We start from the raw sequence: 25273 nt of genomic DNA on the forward strand, positions 1-25273 counted from the left end.
CCTATTGAGTTGAAACCCTGACCGCTTGTTTGATGTCGCGAAATGGGCGGAAGATTTTCTTAAATCAGACTTCAGAGGTGCTGAAGGTTTGGATAGGCCATCACCAGCTCATCGGCGCTGAGAACGTCGCCGCTCCCATCCGGTTGCCAAATCACCTCAAGAGCCATCAGGTCTGAGGAGGATGTGGAGCCAAGGATGCGCAGCGTTTCGCGTAGGTCTTCACCGCTGTTGGCTTGCTTGAGCTTCACGCTTTGGCGGCTTGCTACGAGCACCGTCACCACGATGAATTCGTTGGTGGCATCGGCATCACCGCTGCTGCTCAATTCCGCGGCATTGCCATTGCGCACCCCGCCCACATTGGTGGTGATTTCAGCGTGCAACTTGCTGCGTTCGGTCATCGACAAACGGTTGAATGTCGACTCTGAAGCGTTGAAGGGAACGCTGCCTGATTCCACGTTGGCGTACACCCAGAGCTCGGGCTGGCGCAGGAGGGCGAGGGTTGTTTCCTGCAGCACCCGTTGCAGACCAGAGGAGGTGCTGGTGTCCGCGGATGCGGCGAGCTGACGCAGGTCGGTTTGCAGCGCTTTGGCGCTGGCGAGCAGTCCGATCTGCATTTGCAGCATCGATACGGGTCCTGTGGACAGCTCCCGGGGGGCTCGATAACCCCCACCGATCGCAGGGCCGCCGCCACCGCCGCCATTGCGCACCGCATTTACCACCACACCCGCGAGTGCCATGAGAATTAACAAGCCAAAGAGGCTGCCTCCGCCAAATCCAAAGATTGGGATGATGAACGGAAAGCCCATCCCACCCCCATAGCCGCGGCCATATCCACCGCCTCCGTAGCTACGGCTGTATCCCCCGCTTCTGGGCATGGACGGGGCACGGAAGCTGCCACCCCCGATCCGACCACCACGGGCGGCCTCGCTGGGTTGGGGATGAAGGACCAATAGGCCAACAACCAGGACTGGCACCAGCAATCCCGAGAGCCAGTGTCTGATTTGACCAACCTGGGGGCGGAGTTTGGAGGAGGCCAAGACGGCATATCACACTCCGGTAACTCTAGGAACCACCGCCCACGATGGTGACGATCTCGAGGTTGTCACCGTCTTGGACCTGCTGAGCTGCCCAGCGTTCCGGCGTCAGGATCAAGCCGTTGTATTCCACAACAACCAGCCGCGGGTGATGGCCCAGCTGCTGGATCACTTGATCCAGCCTTGCGGCGGATGGATCCAGGCTGTGCCGTTCGCCGTTCACCGTGAATTGCATGGCACCAAAGCAAGGGGGGGGGTTACGTGAGGGTTTGGAGCAGGGTCCGGCTGGCTGCTTCCGGATCATTGGATCCCATGATCGCGCTCACAACGGCGACGCGCTCAGCGCCAGCAGCGCGAACCGAGCCGATCGTTTCCGCATCGATGCCACCGATGGCAAACCAGGGCACGGTCGCGTGACGACTGGCTTCTGTCACCCAGCTCAGGCCGGCTGGGCTGCGATCGCGTTTGGTCTGGGTGGCAAACACGGGGCCAACGCCGAGATAATCAGCGCCCTCTTGCTGGGCCGCGAGCAGGTGCTCGAGGCGGTGGGTGCTGCGTCCCAGCAAGCGCTCTGGGCCGAGCAGCTGTCTCGCTTCTGAGAGGGGGAGGTCGTCCTGGCCGAGATGGACGCCATCGGCATCCACCAACAGCGCAAGATCGATGCGGTCATTGATGATGAACAGGGCATCAAAGCGCCTGCAAAGGGCTTTGAGGGCTTGCGCTTCCCGCAGGCGTTGTTGGTCATGGCCCTGTTTGCGGCGGTACTGAACCAGACTGACGCCGGCCAGCAGAGCGGCTTCAACTCCCTGCAGCAACCGCTCAAGATCGTTGTCTCGATCGGGATCCGTAATCAGGCAAAGCTTGGCGGCCTCGAGGCGTTCCTGCCTGTGTTGACGCCAGCAGGCTTCGAGAATGCTCACTTCGAGGTCATAGAGCCCGTAGCGGATCTCGGCGGCGGTGCTGGCCAGGTCTGGATCGAGATTGCGAGCAAATTCCTCCAACACGCGCAGGGCTTCCTGCACCCGGCTGGCATTGGCTTTGACAATCGCTGGGGCAGAGCAACGACTCGCTTGAGCGGGATGGCCTAGGCCGGCGGCAACGTCTGTGGCGCTGGAGCGGGCCCGGCGGTAACGATCGTGATGCTGTTGCCCGAGGCGCTGCCTCCAGTCTTTGAGCGGCACGACGAGATCGTCCCGATCGAGTCCAAAGCGGCACCAGTCTTCAATGACACGCAGCCCTTCCCGTGCGCGATCGAGGTTGGCATCGATCAGCCGCGCCACTCGCAGGTTGGCGTCTGCTTCGACAACCATCGGCTCCATGGCAGTCTGTGAAGGATCGCATGCTCCCCGGCGGCCATGGACAACAGCGGATCCGAGAGCACCATGCACGTGTTGGTTTGGGGAATCATCCTCCTGGGCGGCATTGGTGTGTTCATCGTCTGGGGACTCTCGAATGCTTACCCCGCCGGGGCCTGAAGCCGTTGACGAGCTGCTTCGGCGTCCTGACCGATTTGTGCACTGAGCTCCTCGAGGCCTGAAAAGCGTTGTTGTCCGCGCAGCCGTTCCACCGGCTCCACGACCAGCTCCTGGCCCACCAGTTCAATGCGTCTATCGAGCAGGTGCACCTCAACGGCGGAAGGCGAGTTGGGGTCCACCGTGGGCTGGGGGCCGAGATTCATCACGGCCGGTAAGGCTTCGCCCTTTCTTTCGCTATCTCTCCCTTCGCCATCACGCTGTGTCCAGGCGCGGGCGGCATAGACGCCAAGCCCTGGCAAAAATTTGCGCCCATCCACTTGCAGATTGGCGGTGGGCCAGCCCAAATCGCGACCCAAGCCGCGACCGCGAACCACCGTTCCCCGGAAGCGGTAAGGACGGCCGAGCAGTTCGCTGGCGCTTTGGAGGTCGCCATTCGAGAGCGCTGCGCGAATGCGGCTGCTGCTCATCCGTCCGCCGGCATCCTCCAAGATCGGCAACACCGACACCTGCACCCCAGCGTCTTCCGCTAGGGCCCGCAAGGTGTCGGTGTCGCCCTCACGGCCCCGACCGAATCGGAAGTTGGCCCCCACGGCAATTTGGCGCGCCTTGAGGCAACCGAGCAGCACCTGCTCGACAAAGTCAGCGGCGCTGAGCTGGGCCAGTTGGCGATTGAAGGGCACCAAAACCAGCTGCTGGATGCCGAGGGGCTCGAGGAGCTCGAGCTTTTCCTCTGGGAGATCGAGGCGCAGGCGGGGTTCACCGTGCAGCACTTCGCGTGGATGGGGCCAGAAGCTCACCACCGTGGGAATGGCCTCAGGGTGATCCGTTTCGGTCACAGACGCGATCACCCGCCGATGGCCCGCATGCAGGCCATCGAAGCTGCCCAACGCCAGGGTGGTGGGGGTTTTGGCCTGCTGTGGGGAGCAGAGAGGAATCAACGGCGTTGTGCACGGATCAGTGGTTGATGGCAAGTTTGGACGACAGACCTCCTACATCGCATGGCCGATCGGCTCGATCTCCAACTGCTTGCCCTTGGCTTGCGCCGATCCGCCTGGATCCGCTTTTGGACCCAAACCGGGCTTGGGATTGTGATTTTGGGGGTGTTGACGTTCAACAACATCGGCGGAAGTTTGAGCAGAAACGCCGATAAAGCCTTGGGATTGGGTCCGGGGCTGTCGCTCACCACGCTGTCGTTTTTGGTGTTGCTGTTCAGCCTTTGGCAGGGCTGGTTGGTGGTGCGGCTCGGCCGCGCTCTTGATAGTGGTGCGCGACCAAGTCGGGGGGAGGCGAGCCGCACGATCAAGCGCAGTTTGTTGGCGGATCTGTTGGGCTTGGTGCTCGCTGCTGTTGGGTACCAATCCCTCGCCGGGGCCTTGTTTGTGCAGGCGTCGCAGCAGACGCCAGGCATTGCCATTGGTGCCAGAGGGGCGAGTGAAAACATGGCGATCACCTCCCTGGAAATGCTCTCGGTGCTGAGCAACACCCAGGTGCTGTTTGCCCATGTGATCGGCTTGATTTTTTCGCTGTGGATGCTGCAGAGGATCTACCGCACGAGCTGAACTACTGATTGAGGTGCAGTTGGGGTAGGGAGGAGAGACCTCCTCGCCAGAAAAGCTCCGGTTGGATGGGGGTGAGCGATGGGGCATTGGCTTGAATTTGGGCCACATCCGTGGGCCAGTCGCGGGGGCCATCGCCGCCCGACTCGAAATCTTCGACCGCTTCACCGGCCAACCAGTAGTAGGTGCGTCCGCGGGGGTCGACCCGTGGACTGAACTGTTCGTCGTAGCGGCGGATCGACAGGCGGGTCCAGCTCAGTTTCCCCATGGCCTCCGGCTTGCAGGGGGGAACGTTGAGATTGAGCAAGAGATTCTCTGGCCAGCGATCGGCCAGGGCTGCTTCCGCCACCTCGATGGCCAAGTTGGCGGCGGCTTGGAATTCTCTCCACTGAAAACAGGCGCTGCTCACGGCCATCGCCGGCAGGCCCTCCAGCGTGCCCTCCATTGCTGCTGCCACGGTTCCGGAGCAAAACACATCTGTGCCGAGGTTGGGGCCGTGGTTGATCCCCGAAAGCACCAGATCGGGCTTTTCAGGCAGCAGCTCAAACAGGGCCAATTTCATGCAATCGGCTGGGGTGCCGCTGCAGGCCCAGGCTTTGATTCCAGGCTCAAACAGTTCATCGGCGCGTTCGGCACGGATGGGGGTTTGAAGGGTGAGGCCGTGGCCGGTGGCGGATCGCTCCTGGTCGGGACACACAACGGTGACCTCATGCCCGGCCGTTGCGGCCGCTGCCGCCAGGGTGCGGATGCCGTCGGCAAATACGCCGTCGTCGTTGCTGATCAGTATCCGCAGGGGAGCCATCCGAAGGGTTGGTAAGCGTTGGTTGGAACCTAGTCGTGATGGCTGCCTACAGTCATTGCCGCGAAACCAATGCCTTGAGCGCCACGATCTCCCTGCAGCAGCTCACTGATCAGCTCGATGCCCTCGAGGCGGAGGCGGCGGTTGAAATCCAGGCGGCCGCCGATGCCGCTGCCCTCGAGCAGCTTCGGGTGGGCCTGTTGGGCAAGAAGGGGCGGCTGTCAGCCGTGCTCGGGGCGATGGGCAAGCTGCCGGGAGATGAACGGCCGTTGGTAGGCCAGCGCGCCAATGTGCTGAAAACGTTGGTGCAGCAGCTGCTGTCTGAGCGCCTTGAGGCGGTGAACAGTGCTGCGATGGCCACAAGAATTGCAGCGGAAACCCTGGATGTCACGGCGGCTCCGCTGGGCGTGCCGATGGGGCACCGGCATCCGTTGATCACCACCACGGAGGAGATTGTTGATCTGTTCTGCGGCCTTGGGTATCAGGTGGAGGAAGGTCCTGAGGTGGAGACGGATCACCACAACTTCACGGCCTTGAATATTCCGCCCGAGCACCCTGCGCGAGACATGCAGGACACGTTTTATCTGCAGGACAACCTGTTGTTGCGCACCCACACCTCGCCGGTGCAGATCCGACACCTGGAAACCAATCCACCACCGGTGCGCATCGTGGCTCCAGGCCGGGTGTATCGGCGGGATGCGGTGGATGCCACCCATTCGCCTGTGTTTCATCAGGTGGAGGTGCTAGCGATTGATGAGGGCTTGGATTTCAGCCACCTGCGCGGAACGGTGATGCAGTTCCTCAAGGCGTTCTTTGGCGACCTACCGGTGCGCTTTCGCGCCAGTTACTTCCCGTTCACAGAACCCTCTGCGGAGGTGGACGTCCAATGGCGAGGGCGTTGGTTGGAAGTGATGGGGTGCGGAATGGTGGATCCGGCCGTGTTGGAGGGGTTAGGCCTTGATCCCGATCGTTGGAGCGGATTTGCTGCCGGTTTGGGGGTGGAACGGTTTTGCATGGTGCGTCATGGCATCGATGACATCCGCCGCCTTTACACCAGTGATCTGCGCTTTCTCGATCAGTTTTGATTCGAAACGAAGAGGGTGATTGACGCGCTAGCCCTACTGCCGTAAAACCTGATGACTTGTTTGTCTCGATTTTTTGCCCGCAATCAGAGCAGGTTTATTTTCTGATCGTGAGGCAATTGTTCATTGGATCAACGCATCTTATCTTTGCTCCAAAGTTTGTAGGACACAGGGATTGCTGTCGGTGATTAACGGATGATTTTTGTGTTGATGAAGGTCGAATGCTGTGTTGAGATCATCTGGTTCTAAGTGATCATAAAGATATTTTGAAAAAAATAGTTGGGTAGTAGATCTTAATTGTGTGCTTAGTATGTTGATTGAAATGAAGTTTTTGAGATCAAGGTAATAGCACTCTTAAGCCCGTTTTCTGTACTGTTTGAATTTTAAGTGTATTGGAGATACGCGGAAAATATATGATGTCGGATTGGATTTAGAAGCGAATAGGCTTCGCATCTACTTTTATCCGCATCAAGCCATAGGGCTGATCTCGCTTGTCTACTCCTTGATGAAAGATTGCCCGCCGATGCAACTGATTAGATGTGAAGTATAAATAGCCATCGTTAGCAAGTGATAAAGTATCTGGCCATAAGGCTCTTGGGTCTACCATTAAGGTCTCTAATTCGCCTCCAGGTACAACACGGTGGATGGCATTATGTTCATAATCAGTCAGATAAATGCGTCCCAAGGTGTCGCTCTCTAATCCATCCGATGCCCCACTAATTTGGCCATGATCATGGATTTTTAGAGCTAGTTCTTGATCACTCATCGACTGATTGATGAGGTCATCAATGGGAATGCTATAGAAATGACGACTGGTGAGTGAGCGGTAGTACAACGTTTCACCATCCGGGCTAATGGCAATTCCATCTGAACCGACTTCGAAGGGTTTTGACCCTTCATCTTCAGGGCGCAGCCTGAGGGCTTGACCTTCCACGATGGGAACAAATGTTGGATCAGACATCACAGATGAATGGCCCGTTAGACGTCTTTTGCTTTTTCCAGATGCAAGATCCACCACAATCAACCCACCCTGTTGCGAGGAATCTGTGATGAATGCGATTCCGTTCTCGCCTCGACTCATGTCAAAACGAACATCATTGAGATACGTTGTTGGAGAGACGACGTCCGGAGGAAATAAAATGGTTTGTACGACTTCATTTGTAGCAAGATCGATCGCTACTAATTTGGGGCCTCCGAATCCCACTGATTTCGATTGCACAGTGCCTGTATCCAACACCCATAGCTTTTGGCCAGAGGAATCGACCACGACACTCTGTGCCGCAACAAGATGCTTGCTCGGATCTTTGCCAGCCTCGTAATTGTTAATCGCGCGATTTGGGTACGGGATAGGAATGCCATCTACGACCTCTGCCACTGTGTGAATGACGTCATCTCCCCATCGCGGGTAGTTAATAAAAATTCGACCGGAATCTGCCACTGCAATGCCCGTTGGCATCGCTCCTTCAATTGTCGCGATCACCTCTGCATTGCCGAGGACTTCTTGTCGAGCGAGTAGCGGCTCACAACGTACTGCACTGGGGAGTGCGAGAAGTAATCCCACCAAGAACGAGACTTTGGAAAACCGGGTCATCTTGCTTTTGCTCCTATTCCTTATCTTAGCGTCTGGCCTTTGTTTAATCATTCTGAAGCCTAAGTGCTTTACAAAAAAGATGTAAACTGTCACTTCCTCAATAAGACCTGCTTTTATATTGTGTCTTGAGAGCTTTTATTGCCTGCGGTACTAATCATCGTGGCTCCCAGGTGAGGATTAGGATTTGCGCCGGCATTGCTAATAACATCGCTGAGGATTTCGTATATTTAGGACCCGCCTTCAAGTAATTTGCTAGCCCTGAGTAATATATTCAATTCTTTGACTTTCTGTTAATTCTAATAGTTGCATGGTTTGGCTCAATGCCATCGCTGTGGACGATCGCTATTTCAGGTGTTGTTGAGGATTGGCTTTGGCGATTACAACTAAACCGCTTTACTACGAATCGATCACTTTCTGGATGAATATGCTGCCGAGCTATGCAATTGCGGTGAGACTCCATACGGTTGTCTGAGCCTGCGCCGATGTCTGTTCTTTCGGTGTTCGACGGTTCCTCAAGAGCCTTGGAGATCGTTCGAATCGTCTCCCGCCATGAGTGGTCGTTTCTCTCTCAGCTCCTCAACCGAGGCGATGCCTCTGAAACGCGGCTGCCCCTGCCCTCGGTGCTGTGCAACATCCTGACGGAATTGGGCCCCGTTTACGTGAAGCTGGGCCAGCTGTTGAGCACACGCCCCGATCTCCTGGGGGACGACTACATCGCGGCGTTGAGCCAATTGCAGGCGGATGTTCCGGCTGTGCCCTGGGAGCAATTGAAACCCCAATTGGAGCAAGAGCTGGGCTGCTCTGTTGACGAGGCCTTCTCAACCTTCGATGAAACGCCGATTGCGGCTGGAAGTGTGGGGCAGGTGTACAGGGCGACCTTGCCGGAGCTGGGTGCCGTGGCGGTGAAGGCCTTGCGGCCCGGGATTGCTGCCCAGGTGGAAGAAGACGGTCGCTTGCTGCGCAAGATTGCCGCCCTTGCTGCAGCCACGTCTCTCGGCAGTTTGTACGACTTTGTCGGTCTTGCCGACCAGGTGCTGGAGGCCTTGGTGCGCGAGCTCGATTTCAGAATTGAGGCCTCCAACACCTTGCGGTTGCAGCGCAGTTTGGAGGAATCGAATTTTGTTCCAAACGGACAGATTCGCCTTCCTCAGGTGGTGAAGTCCTTGTCGGGCCGCAGCGTTTTGGTGCTCGAGTGGATCGAGGGCGCATCGATCCTCAGCCCTGCAGGTCGGGAGGCCCTCGAGGCTGGGCCTGGCTTGGTGGCCACCACCACGGCCCTGCTTGGCGCTTTTGTGCAGCAATACTTCGTGGATGGGTTCTTTCATGCCGATCCCCATCCCGGCAATCTCAAAGTGCTCGCCGATGGCAAGGTGATCCTGCTGGATGCGGGCATGGTGGGTCAGTTTGATCCGCGCACGCGCAGCAACCTGCTGGATCTTGTCTTGGCGCTGATCAATCAGGACGGTGCCCGTGCAACCGATGTGTTGGAGCAAATTGCGCCACCGGCACGGGGGGGAAAAGTGGATCGTCAGCATTTGCAGCGCCAGCTGGATCAGCTGATTGCCCTCAGTTTTTCCAAGCCCTTGGAGGAATTGAATTTCGCCCTGTTCCTCGCTTCCTTGCTGCAGCTGGCGAATCGCTCTGGGTTACGGGTGCCGGGAACCCTGGGCCTGTTTGTGAAGTCCGTCACCAACTTGGAAGGGGTGGGCAATTCTTTGAACCCGGCCTTCAGTTTCACCGGGGAGATGCAGCCGTTGGTGGCCCAGCTCCTGGCCCGTGCCGTGATGCTGCCTCAAGAACGGCTGATGCAGTTTGGCCTTGATTTACGCAATCTCACGATTGATTCTCCGCGGCAGTTGAGTCAACTGTTGCGGCGCTTTAGCAGTGATGAATTGGTGTTTGCCATTCAGCTGGAGGGGCTTGACGCCATGCGCGCCAGCTTGGACCGGATGTCGCAACGGGTGTCGTTGGCGATTCTTGTGGCATCGCTGTTGCTGAGTGCCACGGTGATGGCCACCTTGGCCCAACAACCTCTGCTGAGGGATGTCAGCGAGGGGTTATTTGTTGGGGCCACTCTGTTTGGCCTCTGGTTGATCGTGTCGTTGCTGCGCTCGAGTCGTCGATGAGTGCGATCAGGACAAGCCCATCAGCCAGGGGTATTTGAGTCCAAAGAGATCCAGTTGATCCATCACGCGTTTGTTGATGGTGCGCCCGAGCACAACCTGCGGCTCGTCGGCGCGAATCGGGATCACAGGGTGTGGAAGGGCCTGAGATGGCGTTGTTCCGGAGATGATCTCGCGTCTGAGCAGTGAATTTCCGGCTTCTAAACCACAGGCATAGGCACGCTCCTGGCAGAGCCCTTTGGCGCCGAATTCCCGATCTCCCATTCGCACCCAGTCGCCCGCGCAGACGATCGAGGCCACGGAGGTTTCCAGGGGTGGACGCTGCTGGAAACTTCCCGGGGAAAACAGCGACACCGACCCCGGATAACGCCGCACCTCCTGATCCACCACCTGGGCTGTGCGGAAGGCCGGCTGCACCATCGGCAACAACTCCTGCATCAGGGAATCGACAATCTCGTGATCGCTTTGTGCGGCAATCGCCGAGGCGTTATAAAAATCGCTTGCAACCACAGACCCTTGCACGGGATCAGCACCCCAGAGCTCCTGCTGACTGTCCGCTTGCAGCTGATCCAGCATGAAGAAGGTGGCGCCGGATCCTTGAAGGGCCGGAAAACGCGACAACACATTGGCGGGATCGGCAACCGGCACCTTGCGATCAAGCCACAAGCGCACGGACACCACATCAATGGCGTTGAGATGGCCGGCTTGCACCAGCTCCGGGGACAGAGCCGCGCACTCCGGTGAGTTGGCCATCAGCGCCCCCATCCCCTTGGTGCCCACCGCCAGCACCACGGCATCCACAGCCTTGATCACAGCGCTACGGCCCGTGCTGACCGAGAGGGTCTCCACCGAGGTCACCGATGTTCCATTGGGGGAGACGTTCAGGCGTGATGCCAACGTTCCGCCGAGGACTTTCAGATGATGTTGGTGGCGCAAGCGCTGACTGAGTGGAGCCAACAGTTGCTCTGCGATGCTCTTGCGCTTGATCCAGCGCACATCAAAAGAATCCTGATGTGCCAAGGCGTAGTAGTACAGCAACTCCATCGTCACCGCCGCTGAGAGCTCTTCCGGTGGCTTGAACAGCCCCACCAGCAGGATTGGCCGCAGGAACTCATTGATCATCCGATCGCTGATCCGTAACTGCTTGAACAGCGTGAGGGCATCGATGCCGTCGTACTGCTGGTACACCGCGTCGTTGCGGTTTAAATCGAGCATGGCGACCAGCAGCCCGGCGATGCTGAGTCGATCGGCGACCGGCAACCGCTTGAAGTTGTTGAAGGTGGCGAAGGCCTGGCCCAGAGGGCTGGGTAGCTGAGGGCCATCACCAAACACCGGCGCTGTGGCTTCTAAGCCATCGGGAGACCAGAAGGCGCTGGTGGTGAATTCGGTGAAAATCTCGCCGAGCTGGAGCTCTTCCGTGAGGGCGTTGATGTTGGGATAGTCCTTCCAAAATCCCCGCGTCCCGGCCTCGAAGGGTTTGCCGCTTGGGGTGGTGAGCGGCGTGCTGCCGGTTGGATCCTTTACCCCGTCGATCAGGGTCACGCGCACCCCGGCCTGGCAGAGGGATTTGGCGGCGCCCCAGCCAGCCCATCCCGCTCCGATCACAACCACATGGGACGGGGTGTTGCTTGGCATCGCTTGGGCTCGCCTCAGGGGGTGAACGAAACGCTACGCAGGGCCGGCTCTCAGGGGAGGGGCTGAGGGGAGGGTCTGGATTCAAAAAACAACCCGACGCTGCTGGGCGCCGATTTTTCTCATAAAGTGATGCCGTTCTTTTGAAGCGCGATCGGTGCCCAGGGTCGGACTGATCGTGAATGACGGGAAGTCACTTGCCGTTGAGACCGCTCAAACGATTCAGGAGCGGCTGGAACTCGCCGGCCACGAGGTGGTGCGGGCCAGCAGTTCTGGAGGAATGGTGGGTTTCGCCAACCCAGACCAGCACCTGCGCATGCTCGGGTACAACGCCTGTGTGCCGGAGGGATTTGATGCCTCGATGGTGCTGGCGATTGTGTTGGGAGGCGATGGCACCGTGCTGTCAGCAGCCCGCCAAACAGCACCGATTGGGGTGCCGATTTTAACGATCAACACTGGTCATCTCGGCTTTCTTGCCGAGGCTTACCTCGGTGATCTCGACAAGGCGCTCGAGCAGATTCTCACCGAGCGCTGGACGATCGAAGAGCGCGCCAACATGGTGGTGAGTGTGATGCGCGGTGATCAAAGGCGCTGGGAAGCCTTGTCTCTCAACGAGATGGCGTTGCACCGTGAGCCACTCACCAGCATGTGTCATTTCGAAATTGCGATCGGCCGGCATGCGCCCGTGGATATCTCTGCCGATGGGGTGATCCTGTCGACGCCCACGGGATCGACGGCCTATGCCCTGAGTGCTGGCGGTCCTGTGATCACCCCCGATTGTCCGGTGTTGCAGCTCACCCCCATCGCTGCCCATTCCCTGGCTTCGCGGGCGCTGGTTTTTAGCGATCAGGAACCGGTCACGGTGTTTCCGGCCACGCCTGAGCGGCTGATGATGGTGGTGGATGGCAGTGCTGGCTGTTACGTCTGGCCTGAAGACAGGGTGTTGATCCGGCGGAGTGATCATCCCGTGCGCTTTGTGCGCCTGTCGGACCATGAGTTTTTCCAGGTGTTGCGCAACAAGTTGGGTTGGGGCTTGCCCCATGTGGCAAAGCCTGATCGTCCATGAACGATCAGGGGGTGTTGTTGTTGGTTGGTGCTGAGGCCCTGCACCTCCAGGATCGCCTCGAGGCCTCCGGTTACACAGCTCTGGAGTGGGCGTCGGGGGATGGGGCCGTTGCGACGGCTGGCCAGCCGCCGATGGCTGCGATTGTGTCGCCGGGCCAGCTGCCTCAGGTGGGGCAGCTCCGCCAGTGGTTTGGAGCGCTGCCGATTTTGTTGGGTGTGAGCGAAGACAGCATTGAGGCGCGAGAGCTCTGCTTCAGTTCCGGGGCGGATGATTTCTGGTTGTCCAGCAGTGCTCCGAGCGATCTCTTGCAACGGGTGCGTCTCCATCTCTCGCTTCAAAAGCGCAGGGAAGAGCTCTGCTCCGTGATCGTGGTGGCTGATTTGCAGCTTGACGTCAGCAGCGGTTTGGTGCGTCGTGGCACCCGCTCCATCGGCTTAACGGAGCGCGAATCGTCGTTGATGCTTTTGCTGTTCAAGCAGCGGGGCCAGGTGGTGAGCCGTGAGCAAATCTTGCGCGAGGTTTGGAACGATGAGCAGGGGGTGTCGAGCAATGTGGTGGAGGTGTATATCCGCTATTTGCGGCAGAAGCTCGAAGAGGGTGGTGACACCCGCTTGATTCACACCATTCGTGGCCGTGGTTATTGCCTGAACCATGGCGTTCCTTTCCTGAAGAGCTCCTGATGGATGTATCTCCCCCCCAGCAATTGCCCCTTGAGGCGCAATGGTGCGTTCGCGACAACACCTGTGTGCTCTTGGAAGTGGCGGATCAGCCCCAGGAGCAACGGCTGGGTTTGATGCGACGCCCGGCCTTGCCACCGCTGAGGGGAATGTGGTTTCCGTTTAAGCCGGCACGGCCGTTGCGCTTTTGGATGCTCAACACGCTTGCGCCCCTCGACATGGTGTTTGTGCACCAAGGCGAGGTGATCGCGATCGAGGCTGAGGTGCCCATTTGTTCTGCCTTGCCCTGCAAGAGCTTTGGGCCGATGGCTGATGCGGACGGCGTGATTGAGCTAGGGGCAGGGGAGGCTAAGCGCCTGGACCTTGCGATCGGAGACGCGGTTGTGATCGAACCGATCGCCCCTGTTGGCCCAACGCAAAACCTTGATTAGACACGACCTGGTGTCATAAGCGGTACGCCTAGGTGACGGTCGCGTGCCTAGCTGAAGAACCCTTTGGATTGGAGCCACAGCCCAACAGCGAGTAGGGGGCCAACGCCTGCGATAAACAAAGTGATCTTGAGGCGAAGGGGTGACACCTGCGGTTTGCTTTCTCGAATCGACATCCTGACCACCTTTAAAGGGCATGATTCTGCTCCTTTTTCGTTCGATCGCGTCAGGCTCAGTCCTGCCGAGGAGCGCTTCCCTTGAGGATCAACACCGGATTCATGGGGGCAAGCCGGGTGCCATCGGCCAGGGGTTGGCCTCGCCAGGCTTGCTGCTGACTCACTTTCAGCGTGTACTCGGCGGCTTCGAGCACGGGTCGCAGCTCCGCCAAGGCTTCGAGCGTGGCAAGGGGGATCACCACTTCACCCTTGGGGGCCATGCACTGGATCACCCTCTCCAGCAAGGATCGACGTTTGCGGCCACCGCCACCAATCAGCACCCGGTCGGGGGCGGCTAAGTCTGCCGGGAGATTGCTGAGTTCTTCCATGGCATCCCCCTCCAGCACTGCAGCGGGTTGAACGCCGAGGCGTGCGGCGTTCGCCGCGATCAATGCGGACCCACCGCTGCGCTGCTCAATGCAAAGCAATTGCAATTGAGGCCGCAGCCTCAGCGCTTCGAGGCCAACGCTGCCGGTGCCAGCACCCAGATCCCAGAGCACGCCCCGCTCAGGAAGGTTGAGCTCAGCGAGCAATTGGATCCTCACCTCCCGTTTGGTCATCAAGCCAGGTCGGTCGGCGTGTTGCAGAAACACACCATCCTCCAGGCCAAACAGTGGCAGTTGATCGGCGGGTGGCGCTGCTTGATCTTCCGCAAGCAACACCACCAGATGCAGGGGGTGCAAATCGCTAGGCGTGGCTTGGGATGGGTGGAGCCGTTGCACGCGCTCACTGCTGTGGCCAAGCGATTCGCATAGCCAGAGGGCGTAGGCCGATTCCAGGCCGCTGCTGCGCAAGCTTTGGCGGACCTCGTCCACGCCACCCCGACTGGGATCGGTGAGCACGGCCAAGGCGATGGGACGTTGCTGCAATCGCTGCGCTAAGGGCGCCGGGTCACGGCCATGCAAGCTGATCCACTTTGCGTTCTGCCAGGGATGCCCCAGGCGCGCAAACGCCAGTTGCAAGGACGAGGGGCCTGGATGAAAGCGCAGACGTTCGCGTCCCAGGCGCTCGATCAAGATCCGGCCGATGCCGAACCACAACGGATCACCGCTGGCCAGCACCACCGCCCGCTGATCGCTGCCAAGGGCAAGCAACGCTTCGCTTAGAGCGATGGGATTGTCACTGGCAATGCAACGCTGGCCTGCTGGGCACGCAGACCATTGCTGCAGTGCGGGGAGCAACCGTTTGGGGGCTGCCACCAGGTGCGCCTGCTCCACCAAGCGTTGAGCTCCGGGTGGGAGCGAGCTGGGAGCACCGGCGTCGGTGCCGATCACATCGATCATCAAGTCATTGTGCAGGGTTCAACACAACGTCCTTTCGTTCCCGACGTTTGCTCCCGATTGTGCTCAGTGGAAGACTTGTGCGAGTGAACGGCCGGACAAACCATGGCGGCGTGATTAGGACGTTGAAAGCAAAGAAAGAGCTCATGGCACAAGGTATTGGTTCGATTTCAGGGCGCTTGGTTGGTTTCACGTCTGCAATGAGCCTTGGACTGCTCTCTGTTGCCGTGCTCCCTGCCGCGAAAGCACAAGCGGTTGCGCCCTCGAACACCTGTCCTGAGCCCGCTGTTGTTGTTCAGAGTGATGCGGTCGTACCTGTCACGAAGGCAAACTATGCAGCGGCTGAAACACAGACCGTGTTTGCCAAGTACATCGCCAACGTTGCCAAGGCAAGCTGCAGTGGCGGTATGGGTGTGCTGTTGAACGACAGCAAAGCAGCAGATCCAAAGGATCGAACGGTGATTCGCATCAATTTCGATACCTTGTATTCATGGTTGATTTTGGATCTCAATGATCCGGCCACAATCACGCTTCCTGAAACAGGTGGTCGTTATCAAAGCGCCATGATTGTGGATGATCAGGGTTATACATCTGTCTATAAGAACCCTGGTGATTATGAATTAACCAAGGAAAATGTTGGCAGTCGCAATGCCTTGGTAGGGTTCCGCACCGGCGTCAATATGAATGATCCAGAAGACCTTGCCAAGGCTCGGGATTTGCAGAAGAAATTAAAGGTGAGCCAGGCGAATCGTGGTGTCTTTGTGCAGCCCAATCGATGGAACCTTGAGGACATGCTTGCCTTGCGCGCTGCTTACAATCAAGAACGGAATGAGCAAGGTGTGAAGTCTGAAAATCTCTATGGCCGTAAGGGCGTTATTTCTCCCGAGCAAAACAATATGGGCGTTGCTGTGGGGATTGGTGGATTACCAAAAGAAGGGGCTGTATACCTCTTCTACACCCCGTCTTCGGATGAGGCTCAAACGCTCACTCTCAAAGATGTTCCCAATGGAAGCAATGCATTCTGGTCTTTAACTGTTTACGACAAGGATGGCTTCCCTGTTGGTGACAATTACAACGTCAACAGTGCCTTCGTAACAGCGAATGATCAAGGTGAGGTGGTGCTGAATTTTGGTGGTGACTCCAATCAGGAGAATTACCTTGGTATTTACCCAGGTTGGAATGCAACCTTGAGGATTTACAACCCCACGCCTGCTTATTTTGATGGCTCCTGGACGCGTCCGGAGCTACAGGTGAAGTGATCGCTTGAGTTGTGGATTGCAGGCATCCATCAGCGCACAGTTGGTGCGCTGATCATGAATCTTGCAATCTTGGGCGTCTAAATGATCCCAATCGTGCATGAAAGATCAAGCTTTCTGGTTGTGCTTGAGGCTTCAACTGAACCCATGGCTATCACTTACATAAATGGATGAGATCTCAATGGCGTTTCGTACGCTCAAGCGTCATGGCAGAAGCCTCGTGGTGGCTTCTGCTCTAGGGGCTGGCCTTTTGGCTGGCTTCCAGGGCAAAGCCGATGGCGTGCATCCGCATACGCAGGGGAAAGCCTGTCCGGAAGCGGCGATTGAGACCACAGCCACTGTGGTCACACCGGTGACCAAGGCCAATTACGCCGTCGCTGAGACGGAGGTGATCCTGGAAGATTACGTTCGCAAGATTGCCAAGGGGACGTGTGGCACGGGTGTTGGAGAGTTTCTGCACCTCAGTCAGGCCATGGATCCAGCGGATCGGACAATCCTGAGGCCCAATTTCGATACGTTGTATTCGTTTGCCGTGCTGGATCTTGACAGCCCTGCAACGGTTGTCTTGCCTGAAACAGACCGCTACCAAATCCTTGAAGTGGTGGATGAGGAGCATTGGATTCCGGTTGTTAGCGATAAGCCCGGTCGTTACGAGTTAACGAAGGAGGCCATAGGTAGTCGCTATGTGTTCGCATTTGTGCGCACACAGGTGAACATGCAGGATCCTGCTGATTTGCAAGCTGCCGCTGCTGTTCAAAAACAAATTGGCTTGGAGCAGGCCAACAAAGGTGAATTTATCTCTAACCATCGTTATGACATGCAGGAGATTCTCGATCTGCGTGCTGATTACAACAGTCGCCGTGAACCTGAGGGTGTGACCTCGGAGAATGCATTCGGCAAAAGGGGAGAGATCAGCGATGAGCTGCGTAATTTCGGCGTTGCCGTGGGTTGGGGTGGATTGCCTAAGCAAGGAGCTGTGTATCCCTTCCCCAAGATTGTTGACTCCATCGAGCCTCATACTCTTGTGATGAAGGATGTGCCGAATGATCCTCGGGCTTTCTGGTCCGTCACGGTGTATGACGCCAAAGGTTTTTCAACCGGTGAAAAGTACAACATCAACAGTGCTTTTGCGAAGGCCAATGAAAAAGGTGAATATGTTATTCATCTAGGCGGAGATAAGAATCAGGATAATTACCTTGATATTTATCCTGGTTGGAATGTGGCCATTCGCGTTTACTCTCCAACAGAATCGTATTTCGATGGTAGTTGGACGCCACCTCAGTTTCAGCCCGTTCAATGAGAGTAAAGCCCGGGTTAAAACCCGGGCTTTTTTTAATCAAGTTGTGCCCAAGGATGAGATGTGTTTGCAGTGGAGCTGCCTCGAAGCTCAAGCATGTCGGGGGTGGCTGCAAGGTGTTTTTTGAAGTGGAAGGCGACCCCGGTGCGGTGATGACCCTGTCCCGTTCTACGGATTCACCCCTGATTGGAAGTTTCACCTACAAGCGTGGTGAGAAGCACTCGGTGCTTGCTGGCTTCAGCCTTGAACCAGACGCTCTGGAGAAGTCGGTCGCTGAGTGGCAGCTCGTTTTGGAGGAATTCATTCCGGGGATCAAGCTGCTCTCCACCTTTGGTCACGACTGGGGTGGTGACGATCTCTCCAGAGGCAGTTGGTGCACCTATCGCCCTGGGACGGTTGCTCGATTCACCGACGAACTACCACGCCAAGAAGGTCATCTTTTCTTTGCCTCTGGCGACCATGCCCAGGGTTGGCGTGGGTTCATCGAGGGAGCGATTGCCAGTGGCTCGCGCACAGCCGTTCAAGTGGCTGAGACTCTCAGCGCTTGAACGGCAAGAGCAGCCTCAACGATCAGTCGAAGAACCAGCGCAGACCTAAGTTCACGCCGCTTTGATCCACGCTGTAGGCGTTTCCACCGCCTCCGGCGTAATCAAGCCCGAAATACTTATAGGAGAGGGAGATCTGGGCTGAATTTCCCAGGGCGTAGGCAATGCCTGCCTGGGCCGTTCCGCTCAGATCCTGCTCTCCGCTCAAACCGAACCCGCCGGCATCCAGGTAGGCAAAGGCCTGCCAGTCTTCGCTGATGGCATACGTGCCGAAGGCACCGATCAGCGGTTGCACCCAGGTGTTGCCAAAGCTTTCGCTAGAGGCTCTCTCTAATTCGCGCGTGTTTTCACGACTCAAGCGTTGTCCATCCACTGAGACGGTGGAATTGCTGCGAGCGGACCAACTGGTGTTGATGTTGGCATCGATCACTCGGGCTCCAAGTAGGCCAATGAAGCTGCTGCTTCCTTTTTCCATCCGTGGCTTCTGAATGGCTCCTGCCCGATAGCGGAAGGCCAGGTCCACGATGGTCTGATTGGCATCGACGTCAACATCGAGATCTCCCTTGACGCGAATCGTGCGTTGTCTCAGTGCGGAAGGAAGTCCCAGCTGATTGCGTAGGGGGTTCGTTGTTTCTTTGAAGAAGGATTTGGATCCGCTGCTGGACAGGCTCCCGTGATAAACACCCGCCATGAAGCCCAACCGACCGTATTCAACCTGGGCTTTAAAGGTGAGCGCCTCGTCGAGGGTATCGATCACATCCGACAGAGGAAGCTCCGCGTTGTTTTTGTTGCCGTCGATGGTGGTTGAGCTGTAAGTCGTTGGCACCAAAAATGCATAAAGATCTAGATAAACCCGCCAACTGTCTTCCTCGTCTTGTTCCTGGTCGATTTGAGTCTCTTCATCACTTGCTTGACTGAGCACGAGGGGTGCCATTTCTTCAGTTTCGCTGATATCAACATTGGCGCCTGCTGCCAACTCGGTCTCAATCTGAGTTTCACTGTTATCACCAATATCTGCTGCTTGGATTGGTCTCGTCACTGCATCCATGCACAACGTGCTCAGTGGTGCGAGGAGAGCTAAGGGGAGAAGGCGTGTCACGAATAACATTGAGATTCGCTGAAATTTAGGTGCATCTCTCTGTTCCTGCTGCTGAATCTGATCCCATCCGTGCTGGTTTTTGCATGATGCCCTTGGCGATTTGATTTGATGCAATAAAACTCAGTGGATTTGAAATTGGATTGATGACCTTGCGTTTTCGTGGGAGTTTTGGCCTGGCTTGGCTGCTTGGATGTGCCTCTCTCTTGGCTCCTTCCGTTGCTGAAGCGCAAGATAAGGCTCAGTTTCTGGTCTCGGATCCCAGCGATTTTGATTTCACACCTCTAGTCCACAGTGAGATCGCTCAAGCATCTACAGACGATCAACCTCCTGGTACAGATAATCAACCGGTCACGGTGACGCCAGGTGAATCGACCGCTGCGGAGGAGGGGTCATTGGCGAAGGCCGCCCAAAATCCGATTGCCAGCTTGATCAGCCTGCCCATTCAATGGAATAGCACTCCAAATACACAATGGGCGCCAAATCTTTTAGATCCCAAGGCCAAGCACAATCGGACTCAAAATGTTGTCAATGTGCAGCCTGTTGTTCCTTTCAAGGTGAGCGATGACCTAACGCTGGTTACACGCACGATTGTCCCTTTTATCTCCCAGCCCTGGGCTCAAGGAAAATCGATTCAGGCGCTTGGGGATATCAATCCTTCGGTTTTCATCGTGCCGACGTTGAAGGGTAATTTCACTGTGGGTGTTGGACCTACCGTGGTGCTTCCAACGGCGACCGACAGCAGGCTTAGTTCCGGAAAGTGGAGTGCTGGCCCATCAGCTGTTTTGGTTTACACCAAAGGTAAGATTGTTGCTGGTGGTTTGATTAATAATGTTTGGTCGTTTGCTGGCGATGGTAAGAGAAATGATGTCAATAAAATGCTCATCCAGCCTTTTTTGAATTACAACCTTCCCAAGGGTTGGTATTTGACAAGCTCTCCAATTATTACTGCCAATTGGAATACTCCGGATAACAAGGGTTGGACAGTTCCTGTTGGAGCAGGCTTTGGAAGGGTCTTTGTGCTTGGAAAGCAGCCAATCAATGCTTCGCTTAGCGCTTATTACAACGCGATTAAGCCTGAGGTGGCGGGTGAAACTCTTATGGGGGATTGGACATTGCGCGCCCAGGTTCAGTTCCTATTCCCTACGGGTGGTTGATCTCATCAGCCTATGCCTGATGCCAAGAATGATGCTTTTGCCATCATCCTTGGCGGTGAGTGTGGCTGCTTTTAACAATCTTTCGTTCTTGGCTTGATGTTATGAATGATACGTTCGATCGGATGGTCGTCATTCCATCGGGTGATTTCATCCTTGGTTCGGATTCTTTTTATCCTGAAGAAGCGCCTGTTCGTTCCATTCAAATCAAGTCTTTCGGGATCGACAAATCTCCAGTTACCAACGCTGAGTTTGCCCGTTTTGTTTCTGAGACTGGATACGTCACGGTCTCAGAAAAGCCGCCCGATCCTGTCTTATATCCAAACCTGCCGCCTGATCAACAAAAGCCAGAATCAGCGGTCTTCATTCCTCCGCCTCCATCGGTTGATCGAAATCAACCGATGTCTTGGTGGGCCTTGATTGAAGGAGCCGATTGGCGGCATCCCCAGGGACCCGATTCCACGATCGCCGACATGATGGATCACCCTGTGGTTCACCTCGCCTACGAAGACACGCTTGCCTTTGCCCAATGGATTGGCAAACGTTTACCGACTGCTGATGAATGGGAGGTTGCTGCCAGAGGCGGCCTGGTTCAGCAGAACTATGCCTGGGGTGCGGAGATGACTCCTGATGGTCAGTGGCTTGCCAATGTCTGGCAAGGACTTTTTCCTTGGACAAACGAACAGACGGACGGATGGTTCTGGACGTCTCCGGTGGGATCGTTCCCAGCTAATGGCTACGGCCTTGTTGATATGTGCGGCAATGTTTGGGAGTGGACCTCCACCTTGTTTCCTGTTCCTAAAGGTGAGCAGGAGCGTCGGATCATCAAAGGTGGATCTTTCCTTTGTGCTGAGAACTACTGCCATCGGTTTAGGCCAGCGGCTTTGATGGGACAAACGACCGATACAGCAACCTGCCATATGGGATTCCGTTGTGCAGCTGATTCAGCCTGAGATGTGCGTTGATCCGATTCGTGCTCAATTAACACGCTCCAATGGCTGCTCTCGAAGCAAGTTGCTAACTCTTAAGGGAGTTCTTGTTCTTTGATGCCCCGGCTTGAAATCAGTCTGTTGATATTGGCTTTGCTTGGCGGGGGGCTCCCCCTTAGCGGTCCTGTTCAAGCTGCTGAACCAGCACCCCACTGCGAATCCAACGTGGGATCCCCTCCCGTTCTGAAGGAATTGAAACGTGGTCTGCTGGAGGGATATCTGGCACAAGACGCACGGCCCGATTCCCTGAAACTGCTTGATCCGCCTCCCTCACCAGGATCGGCAGCCTTTGCTCTGGACGAAGCCGTTGCGCAGGCGACTCTTGCTGTTCAGGGAGGTGCGCGTTGGCAATTGGCGGCCCGTGATGCCGATCTTCACTTCCCAGCAGCTGCAGGAATCTTTGCGTGCGCGTCGGGGATTCGTATTTCCGAAGAGGAGACCCCCAGGCTTTACACACTGCTGCGACGAACCCTTACGGATGCGGGGCTTGCGACCTACAAAGCGAAGGAGCATTACCAGCGACGAAGACCGTTTTTGAACAATGAGCAGCCGATTTGCTCACCTGATGATCAGGTGGAACTCACCACCGATTGGTCCTATCCCTCTGGCCATACCTCAGTGGGTTGGGCCTGGGCTCTGATCCTCAGTGAAATCATTCCGAATCGACAGGATCAAATCCTCCAGAGGGGTAGGGAGTACGGCAAAAGCCGAAATGTCTGCAATGTGCACTGGCACAGCGACGTTCAGGCCGGTCTTTTGATGGGATCAGCAACCGTGGCCCAATTGCAGGCCAACCCCGTCTTTCGCGCAGATTTACGAGCAGCAGCAGCAGAAGTTAAGGCGCAACAAACGTTGAATCCAAACGCCAATGGCGTTGACTGCGCGCTCGACCAGAAGGCGTTGCGTCCCTGATCGCACAGGAGGAAGCCATTGCTTCCTTCAGGGCTAGACGATTTACTTCATGACCAAGCCATGCCCTCAACCCTTGTCCTGAACGCTGATTTAGACGTCTGCCCAGCTCTTGGGACGTGGATCATCAACAACACCCAACTGCTATCTGGGTTTTCACTCTTCATCGCAGAAGACGTGCTGCAGGAGCTCGCTAAGCGACATTCCTTGCAGGGCTTATCGATCGTTAAGGCTCGGGCGATTCGCCAAGGCGGAGATATTGCGATGGCCGCCACGATCCTCAACGGTGAGATCAGTGGTCTCATCCACTTCCCTTCTCCACCTGAACGTCAAGCCAGGGATGTGCTGTCTGAGCCGTTGGTTCGTGCAGCGCTGCTCCAAGACCTACCCATCGCCCTGAATCCAGCCACGGCATCTGCACTGATGCAGGGCGTTAAAAGGAGTCGACGGGGGTATCTGATTTTTAATCCAGTTTCCGGTCAGGGAGATCCTGAAATGGAACTGGCCGAAATCCGCGCCCATCTCGAACCGCAGTTCATGCTGCAGATTTGGAAGACGCGACCCGATCGAGATCCGGCGGAACAAGCCAAGGACTTGATCAAGGAGATCAATGCCTTCGATGCTGAAGGGGAAGGAGATTCGATCATCATTGCCTCGGGCGGCGATGGCACGGTTGGTGCCGTTGCGAGCGCCCTTCAAAACAGCAATATTCCCCTTGGCATCATTCCCCGTGGCACCGCCAATGCCTTCTCGGTTGCGCTGGGAATTCCTACGGGATTAAAGGCCGCTTGCACCAATTTGCTACTCGGCAACCTGCGTCGGGTGGATGTTGCACTGTGCAATAACCAACCGATGATCTTGTTGGCTGGCCTGGGCTTTGAGGCAGGAATGGTGGATAAAGCGAGCCGTGAATTGAAGAACATCCTCGGACCGATGGCCTACATCTTTTCAGGTGCTCGGCAACTGGTGGATCAGCAACCTTTCCACGCCACGATGGAAATTGACGGAAAGGAATACCGGCTCGATGCCAGCGCGATCACGATGGCTAACGCTGCTCCGGCCACCTCCCTGATGGCTCAGGGTTTCGGTGAGGTGATTCCGGATGATGGATTGCTCGAGGTAATCGTTGCTTCTCCGAAGGACCGTATCAGTGGCCTTTCTGTGCTCTCAAGTCTTGCCTGGTCAGCGATCATGAGCAGCAGCGCGAATCACAACAACAACATTGCTTGTTTTCGAACCAAGGAATTACAGATTGAGTTGGATGATGTGCAGAAACTTGTGATCGATGGTGAAGTTCTTGATGCGAAAACCATCACGTTGAGCGTGAACCCAGGAGCCTTGCAGGTGGTTGCCCCGATCCCCCTGAAATCTTGAATTTCGCCAGCGATCCCAGCATCCAGCGGAAGATCAGCAAGATGGCCGCTCGCGTGTGCTGGAACCATCCGGAACTGAGTCGCCAGGGGATTGATCAGACCCGACTTGTGATCGACCAGGGCAATGACACCGTTGGGATCGATGATGCCTTTCACTTCTTGGTGCTAGGCGATAGTGGCACCGGTCGTCATCGCTTACACAGCCCTCCAAGGCGGATTGCTGAACGACTGCTTCCCCATAAATCGGCTGCAGCCTTTCTTCTGCACACCGGCGATGTGGTGTACCTGGTAGGCGCTATGGACCAGTACCGCGCCAACTTTTTAAGGCCTTACCGGGAATGGCTTCATCACGGCAAGGATTGGAAAACCATCAGCCCAGAAGGCTTGATGTTTAATCAGCCATTTCTGCCAGTTCTTGGCAATCACGACTACTACGACCTCTCGCTGCCTGTTGCCTTGATTGCGGGCCTCACCCTTCCCTTTCGTCGCCATTTGCAATGGTTCGATGATATCGACGCGGGATGGCGCGGTTCTCGGCAAGGAGAGGCCTATGCCTGCGTTTTTTTGGATGTTCTCCATCGAATACCGCCAGTCAAACTTTCAGACCATCTCAAGTTGCATTACAACGCCGTCTGGGATGGACATCGATGTTTGCGATACAGGCCTGGTGTGAACACGCGCCTGCCGAATCGCTATTACCGCTTTCAACATGCCGGTGTCGATGTGTTTGCGCTCGATTCGAACACCCTGATCACGTCCGACCAAGCCACAAACAACCAGCGCAACTTGCGCAGAGATTTGCGGACGCTTGAAGAACGTCAAAGCGTTGTCTACAGGAGATTGGCGAGTAGCAGCCTGGATGAAAACCACCGGGATGAACTGTTTGATGAGTTGGAGACGCTCCAGGAGGAATGCTTCGATCTTCAGCGTCAAATCAAACAAATGAATCAGCTCAAACAAAGCGAATGGGCTGATCATGAGCAACTGGAATGGCTCAAGGAGGGCTTGATCAGATCCCATCGCGATCGATCGGTGAGGGGCAGGATTTTGACGATGCATCACCCTGCCTATGTCACCGAGAAAACAAAATGTGGTCAGGCCGATACCAAAGCAATTCGACGACAACTGCGCGATGTTTTTGATGCCGTTGTGTTGGCTCTTGGGGAGGATCTGGGACAGGCTCGCCCCGTGGATCTTGTGCTCAGCGGCCACGCCCATTGCTTGGAGGTGATTCGCAGCCATGACACTGGACATGCAGACAGCCACATCAACTGGGTGATTTGTGGCGGCAGTGGCTACGGATTGCGAGCTCAGCGGCGGGAAGGTGCGGAGCTGACGGAACAAACCGTTGATGGCAACAGCAAGGTGGTGGCAACCAGCGAGCTGTTTATCGGGCGGAACTGGCCAGCCGCAGGTGGACGCGATAGCTATAGCGGGCTGCGGGTCGACATTGCCGAGGGGCGCCCCCTCAGCATCCGCTTAACACCTTTGGTTTCTTGCCGAGACAGCAACGGTTGGCAGGACGCAGACCCTGAGCCCATCACCCTGCGGATGTGATCTCTCCCATTACCAGGGTGCCCTGAGGCTGGCCCTATTCGTGCAGATTTGACTCAAAAAGTCGGGCGAATATCTAGACGCTGACCCTAGAAAGCAAATTCAGCTTGAATGCTTCCTATCCCAGTGGATGGAGAAGGGA

General features: G+C 56.5%; 23 protein-coding genes. 14 read left to right on the forward strand and 9 right to left on the reverse strand.

Annotated features, from left to right (window positions below; genetic code table 11):
* Positions 1-71 precede the first annotated feature (71 nt).
* The 4 genes from DXY38_RS07055 to DXY38_RS07070 form a co-directional block, all read right to left on the reverse strand.
* Complete coding sequence (locus DXY38_RS07055) at positions 72-1037, reverse strand: DUF1517 domain-containing protein (protein WP_115071028.1); 966 nt, start codon at positions 1035-1037, stop codon at positions 72-74.
* 25 nt (positions 1038-1062) lie between these two features.
* Positions 1063-1269 (reverse strand): sulfur carrier protein ThiS, encoded by a 207-nt coding sequence (gene thiS / locus DXY38_RS07060; RefSeq protein ID WP_006855057.1) that lies wholly within the window; start codon positions 1267-1269, stop codon positions 1063-1065.
* Between the two features lie 22 nt (positions 1270-1291).
* Entirely contained in the window at positions 1292-2353 is a 1062-nt protein-coding gene (locus tag DXY38_RS07065) for a thiamine phosphate synthase (RefSeq protein ID WP_115071029.1), read from the reverse strand.
* 137 nt (positions 2354-2490) lie between these two features.
* Positions 2491-3447 (reverse strand): bifunctional riboflavin kinase/FAD synthetase, encoded by a 957-nt coding sequence (locus DXY38_RS07070; RefSeq protein ID WP_115071030.1) that lies wholly within the window; start codon positions 3445-3447, stop codon positions 2491-2493.
* 60 nt (positions 3448-3507) lie between these two features.
* Here DXY38_RS07070 and DXY38_RS07075 point away from each other — a divergent pair, with 60 nt between their 5' ends.
* Positions 3508-4068 (forward strand): DUF3611 family protein, encoded by a 561-nt coding sequence (locus DXY38_RS07075; RefSeq protein ID WP_115071031.1) that lies wholly within the window; start codon positions 3508-3510, stop codon positions 4066-4068.
* 1 nt (position 4069) lies between these two features.
* Here DXY38_RS07075 and surE read toward each other — a convergent pair whose 3' ends face one another.
* Positions 4070-4867: a 5'/3'-nucleotidase SurE gene (gene surE / locus DXY38_RS07080; protein ID WP_115071032.1), complete on the reverse strand. Its 798-nt coding sequence runs from the start codon at positions 4865-4867 to the stop codon at positions 4070-4072.
* A gap of 74 nt (positions 4868-4941) precedes the next feature.
* Here surE and pheS point away from each other — a divergent pair, with 74 nt between their 5' ends.
* Positions 4942-5949 (forward strand): phenylalanine--tRNA ligase subunit alpha, encoded by a 1008-nt coding sequence (gene pheS, locus DXY38_RS07085; RefSeq protein WP_115071076.1) that lies wholly within the window; start codon positions 4942-4944, stop codon positions 5947-5949.
* Between the two features lie 427 nt (positions 5950-6376).
* Here the strand turns inward: pheS and DXY38_RS07090 are convergent, their stop codons facing one another.
* On the reverse strand, positions 6377-7537 hold the full coding sequence (locus tag DXY38_RS07090) for an L-dopachrome tautomerase-related protein (RefSeq protein WP_115071077.1): 1161 nt from the start codon (positions 7535-7537) through the stop codon (positions 6377-6379).
* A 482-nt stretch (positions 7538-8019) separates the two neighbouring features.
* Here DXY38_RS07090 and DXY38_RS07095 point away from each other — a divergent pair, with 482 nt between their 5' ends.
* The gene (locus DXY38_RS07095) at positions 8020-9663 is read left to right on the forward strand and encodes an AarF/ABC1/UbiB kinase family protein (protein ID WP_115071033.1); all 1644 of its coding nucleotides are present in this window, start codon (positions 8020-8022) and stop codon (positions 9661-9663) included.
* Between the two features lie 6 nt (positions 9664-9669).
* Here DXY38_RS07095 and DXY38_RS07100 read toward each other — a convergent pair whose 3' ends face one another.
* Positions 9670-11295 (reverse strand): FAD-dependent oxidoreductase, encoded by a 1626-nt coding sequence (locus tag DXY38_RS07100; RefSeq protein ID WP_115071034.1) that lies wholly within the window; start codon positions 11293-11295, stop codon positions 9670-9672.
* Between the two features lie 154 nt (positions 11296-11449).
* Here DXY38_RS07100 and DXY38_RS07105 point away from each other — a divergent pair, with 154 nt between their 5' ends.
* Genes DXY38_RS07105 through DXY38_RS07115 form a run of 3 tightly spaced genes read left to right on the forward strand, consistent with a single transcriptional unit; the run spans position 11450 to position 13466 of the window.
* Positions 11450-12358, forward strand: a complete 909-nt coding sequence (locus tag DXY38_RS07105) for an NAD(+) kinase (protein ID WP_006855068.1) — start codon at positions 11450-11452, stop codon at positions 12356-12358.
* A complete protein-coding gene (locus tag DXY38_RS07110) occupies positions 12355-13038 on the forward strand; it encodes a response regulator transcription factor (RefSeq protein WP_115071035.1) in 684 nt (227 codons plus the stop codon). Before DXY38_RS07105 ends, DXY38_RS07110 begins: the two co-directional genes overlap by 4 nt.
* Entirely contained in the window at positions 13038-13466 is a 429-nt protein-coding gene (locus tag DXY38_RS07115) for a DUF192 domain-containing protein (protein WP_115071036.1), read from the forward strand. Before DXY38_RS07110 ends, DXY38_RS07115 begins: the two co-directional genes overlap by 1 nt.
* A gap of 229 nt (positions 13467-13695) precedes the next feature.
* Here DXY38_RS07115 and cbiE read toward each other — a convergent pair whose 3' ends face one another.
* A complete protein-coding gene (cbiE, locus tag DXY38_RS07120) occupies positions 13696-14961 on the reverse strand; it encodes a precorrin-6y C5,15-methyltransferase (decarboxylating) subunit CbiE (protein ID WP_115071037.1) in 1266 nt (421 codons plus the stop codon).
* A 59-nt stretch (positions 14962-15020) separates the two neighbouring features.
* Between cbiE and DXY38_RS07125 the strand changes: the two genes are divergently transcribed.
* The 3 genes from DXY38_RS07125 (at position 15021) to DXY38_RS07135 (ending at position 18059) form a co-directional block, all read left to right on the forward strand.
* Positions 15021-16217 carry a DUF1254 domain-containing protein gene (locus DXY38_RS07125; protein ID WP_115071078.1) on the forward strand — a complete coding sequence of 399 codons (1197 nt, stop codon included), beginning with the start codon at positions 15021-15023 and terminating at the stop codon, positions 16215-16217.
* Between the two features lie 178 nt (positions 16218-16395).
* Positions 16396-17514, forward strand: a complete 1119-nt coding sequence (locus DXY38_RS07130) for a DUF1254 domain-containing protein (protein ID WP_115071079.1) — start codon at positions 16396-16398, stop codon at positions 17512-17514.
* Positions 17515-17567: 53 nt separating this feature from the next.
* The gene (locus DXY38_RS07135; RefSeq protein ID WP_244279040.1) at positions 17568-18059 is read left to right on the forward strand and encodes an FAD-dependent oxidoreductase; all 492 of its coding nucleotides are present in this window, start codon (positions 17568-17570) and stop codon (positions 18057-18059) included.
* A gap of 22 nt (positions 18060-18081) precedes the next feature.
* Here DXY38_RS07135 and DXY38_RS07140 read toward each other — a convergent pair whose 3' ends face one another.
* Entirely contained in the window at positions 18082-19155 is a 1074-nt protein-coding gene (locus DXY38_RS07140; RefSeq protein WP_244279041.1) for an outer membrane protein, read from the reverse strand.
* A 143-nt stretch (positions 19156-19298) separates the two neighbouring features.
* On the opposite strand from DXY38_RS07140, the gene DXY38_RS07145 reads away from it, so the two are divergent.
* The 5 genes from DXY38_RS07145 to DXY38_RS07165 all read left to right on the forward strand — a co-directional run bounded on the left by DXY38_RS07145 (position 19299) and on the right by DXY38_RS07165 (position 25134).
* Entirely contained in the window at positions 19299-20309 is a 1011-nt protein-coding gene (locus DXY38_RS07145; RefSeq protein WP_115071038.1) for a neuromedin U, read from the forward strand.
* 101 nt (positions 20310-20410) lie between these two features.
* Complete coding sequence (locus tag DXY38_RS07150; RefSeq protein WP_115071039.1) at positions 20411-21259, forward strand: formylglycine-generating enzyme family protein; 849 nt, start codon at positions 20411-20413, stop codon at positions 21257-21259.
* Between the two features lie 93 nt (positions 21260-21352).
* Entirely contained in the window at positions 21353-22207 is an 855-nt protein-coding gene (locus tag DXY38_RS07155; protein WP_115071040.1) for a phosphatase PAP2 family protein, read from the forward strand.
* Positions 22208-22267: 60 nt separating this feature from the next.
* The gene (locus DXY38_RS07160; protein ID WP_115071041.1) at positions 22268-23578 is read left to right on the forward strand and encodes a diacylglycerol kinase family protein; all 1311 of its coding nucleotides are present in this window, start codon (positions 22268-22270) and stop codon (positions 23576-23578) included.
* Positions 23579-23619: 41 nt separating this feature from the next.
* Positions 23620-25134 (forward strand): metallophosphoesterase, encoded by a 1515-nt coding sequence (locus DXY38_RS07165; protein ID WP_115071081.1) that lies wholly within the window; start codon positions 23620-23622, stop codon positions 25132-25134.
* Positions 25135-25273: the final 139 nt, after the last annotated feature.

It is taken from the genome of Synechococcus sp. UW179B (assembly GCF_900474245.1).
In the GTDB taxonomy this organism is placed as follows: domain Bacteria; phylum Cyanobacteriota; class Cyanobacteriia; order PCC-6307; family Cyanobiaceae; genus Synechococcus_C.

What these genes read in the sequence shown, in the direction of transcription:
- DXY38_RS07090 (WP_115071077.1), bottom strand. Translation starts at nt 7,537, where the DNA reads ATGACCCGGTTTTCCAAAGTCTCGTTCTTGGTGGGATTACTTCTCGCA.
- DXY38_RS07100 (WP_115071034.1), bottom strand. Translation starts at nt 11,295, where the DNA reads ATGCCAAGCAACACCCCGTCCCATGTGGTTGTGATCGGAGCGGGATGG.
- DXY38_RS07145 (WP_115071038.1), top strand. Translation starts at nt 19,299, where the DNA reads ATGACCTTGCGTTTTCGTGGGAGTTTTGGCCTGGCTTGGCTGCTTGGA.
- DXY38_RS07095 (WP_115071033.1), top strand. Translation starts at nt 8,020, where the DNA reads ATGTCTGTTCTTTCGGTGTTCGACGGTTCCTCAAGAGCCTTGGAGATC.
- DXY38_RS07135 (WP_244279040.1), top strand. Translation starts at nt 17,568, where the DNA reads ATGAGATGTGTTTGCAGTGGAGCTGCCTCGAAGCTCAAGCATGTCGGG.
- DXY38_RS07075 (WP_115071031.1), top strand. Translation starts at nt 3,508, where the DNA reads ATGGCCGATCGGCTCGATCTCCAACTGCTTGCCCTTGGCTTGCGCCGA.
- DXY38_RS07130 (WP_115071079.1), top strand. Translation starts at nt 16,396, where the DNA reads ATGGCGTTTCGTACGCTCAAGCGTCATGGCAGAAGCCTCGTGGTGGCT.
- surE (WP_115071032.1), bottom strand. Translation starts at nt 4,867, where the DNA reads ATGGCTCCCCTGCGGATACTGATCAGCAACGACGACGGCGTATTTGCC.
- DXY38_RS07110 (WP_115071035.1), top strand. Translation starts at nt 12,355, where the DNA reads ATGAACGATCAGGGGGTGTTGTTGTTGGTTGGTGCTGAGGCCCTGCAC.
- cbiE (WP_115071037.1), bottom strand. Translation starts at nt 14,961, where the DNA reads ATGATCGATGTGATCGGCACCGACGCCGGTGCTCCCAGCTCGCTCCCA.
- DXY38_RS07160 (WP_115071041.1), top strand. Translation starts at nt 22,268, where the DNA reads ATGCCCTCAACCCTTGTCCTGAACGCTGATTTAGACGTCTGCCCAGCT.
- DXY38_RS07165 (WP_115071081.1), top strand. Translation starts at nt 23,620, where the DNA reads ATGGCCGCTCGCGTGTGCTGGAACCATCCGGAACTGAGTCGCCAGGGG.
- DXY38_RS07150 (WP_115071039.1), top strand. Translation starts at nt 20,411, where the DNA reads ATGAATGATACGTTCGATCGGATGGTCGTCATTCCATCGGGTGATTTC.
- DXY38_RS07155 (WP_115071040.1), top strand. Translation starts at nt 21,353, where the DNA reads ATGCCCCGGCTTGAAATCAGTCTGTTGATATTGGCTTTGCTTGGCGGG.
- DXY38_RS07115 (WP_115071036.1), top strand. Translation starts at nt 13,038, where the DNA reads ATGGATGTATCTCCCCCCCAGCAATTGCCCCTTGAGGCGCAATGGTGC.
- DXY38_RS07065 (WP_115071029.1), bottom strand. Translation starts at nt 2,353, where the DNA reads ATGGAGCCGATGGTTGTCGAAGCAGACGCCAACCTGCGAGTGGCGCGG.
- thiS (WP_006855057.1), bottom strand. Translation starts at nt 1,269, where the DNA reads ATGCAATTCACGGTGAACGGCGAACGGCACAGCCTGGATCCATCCGCC.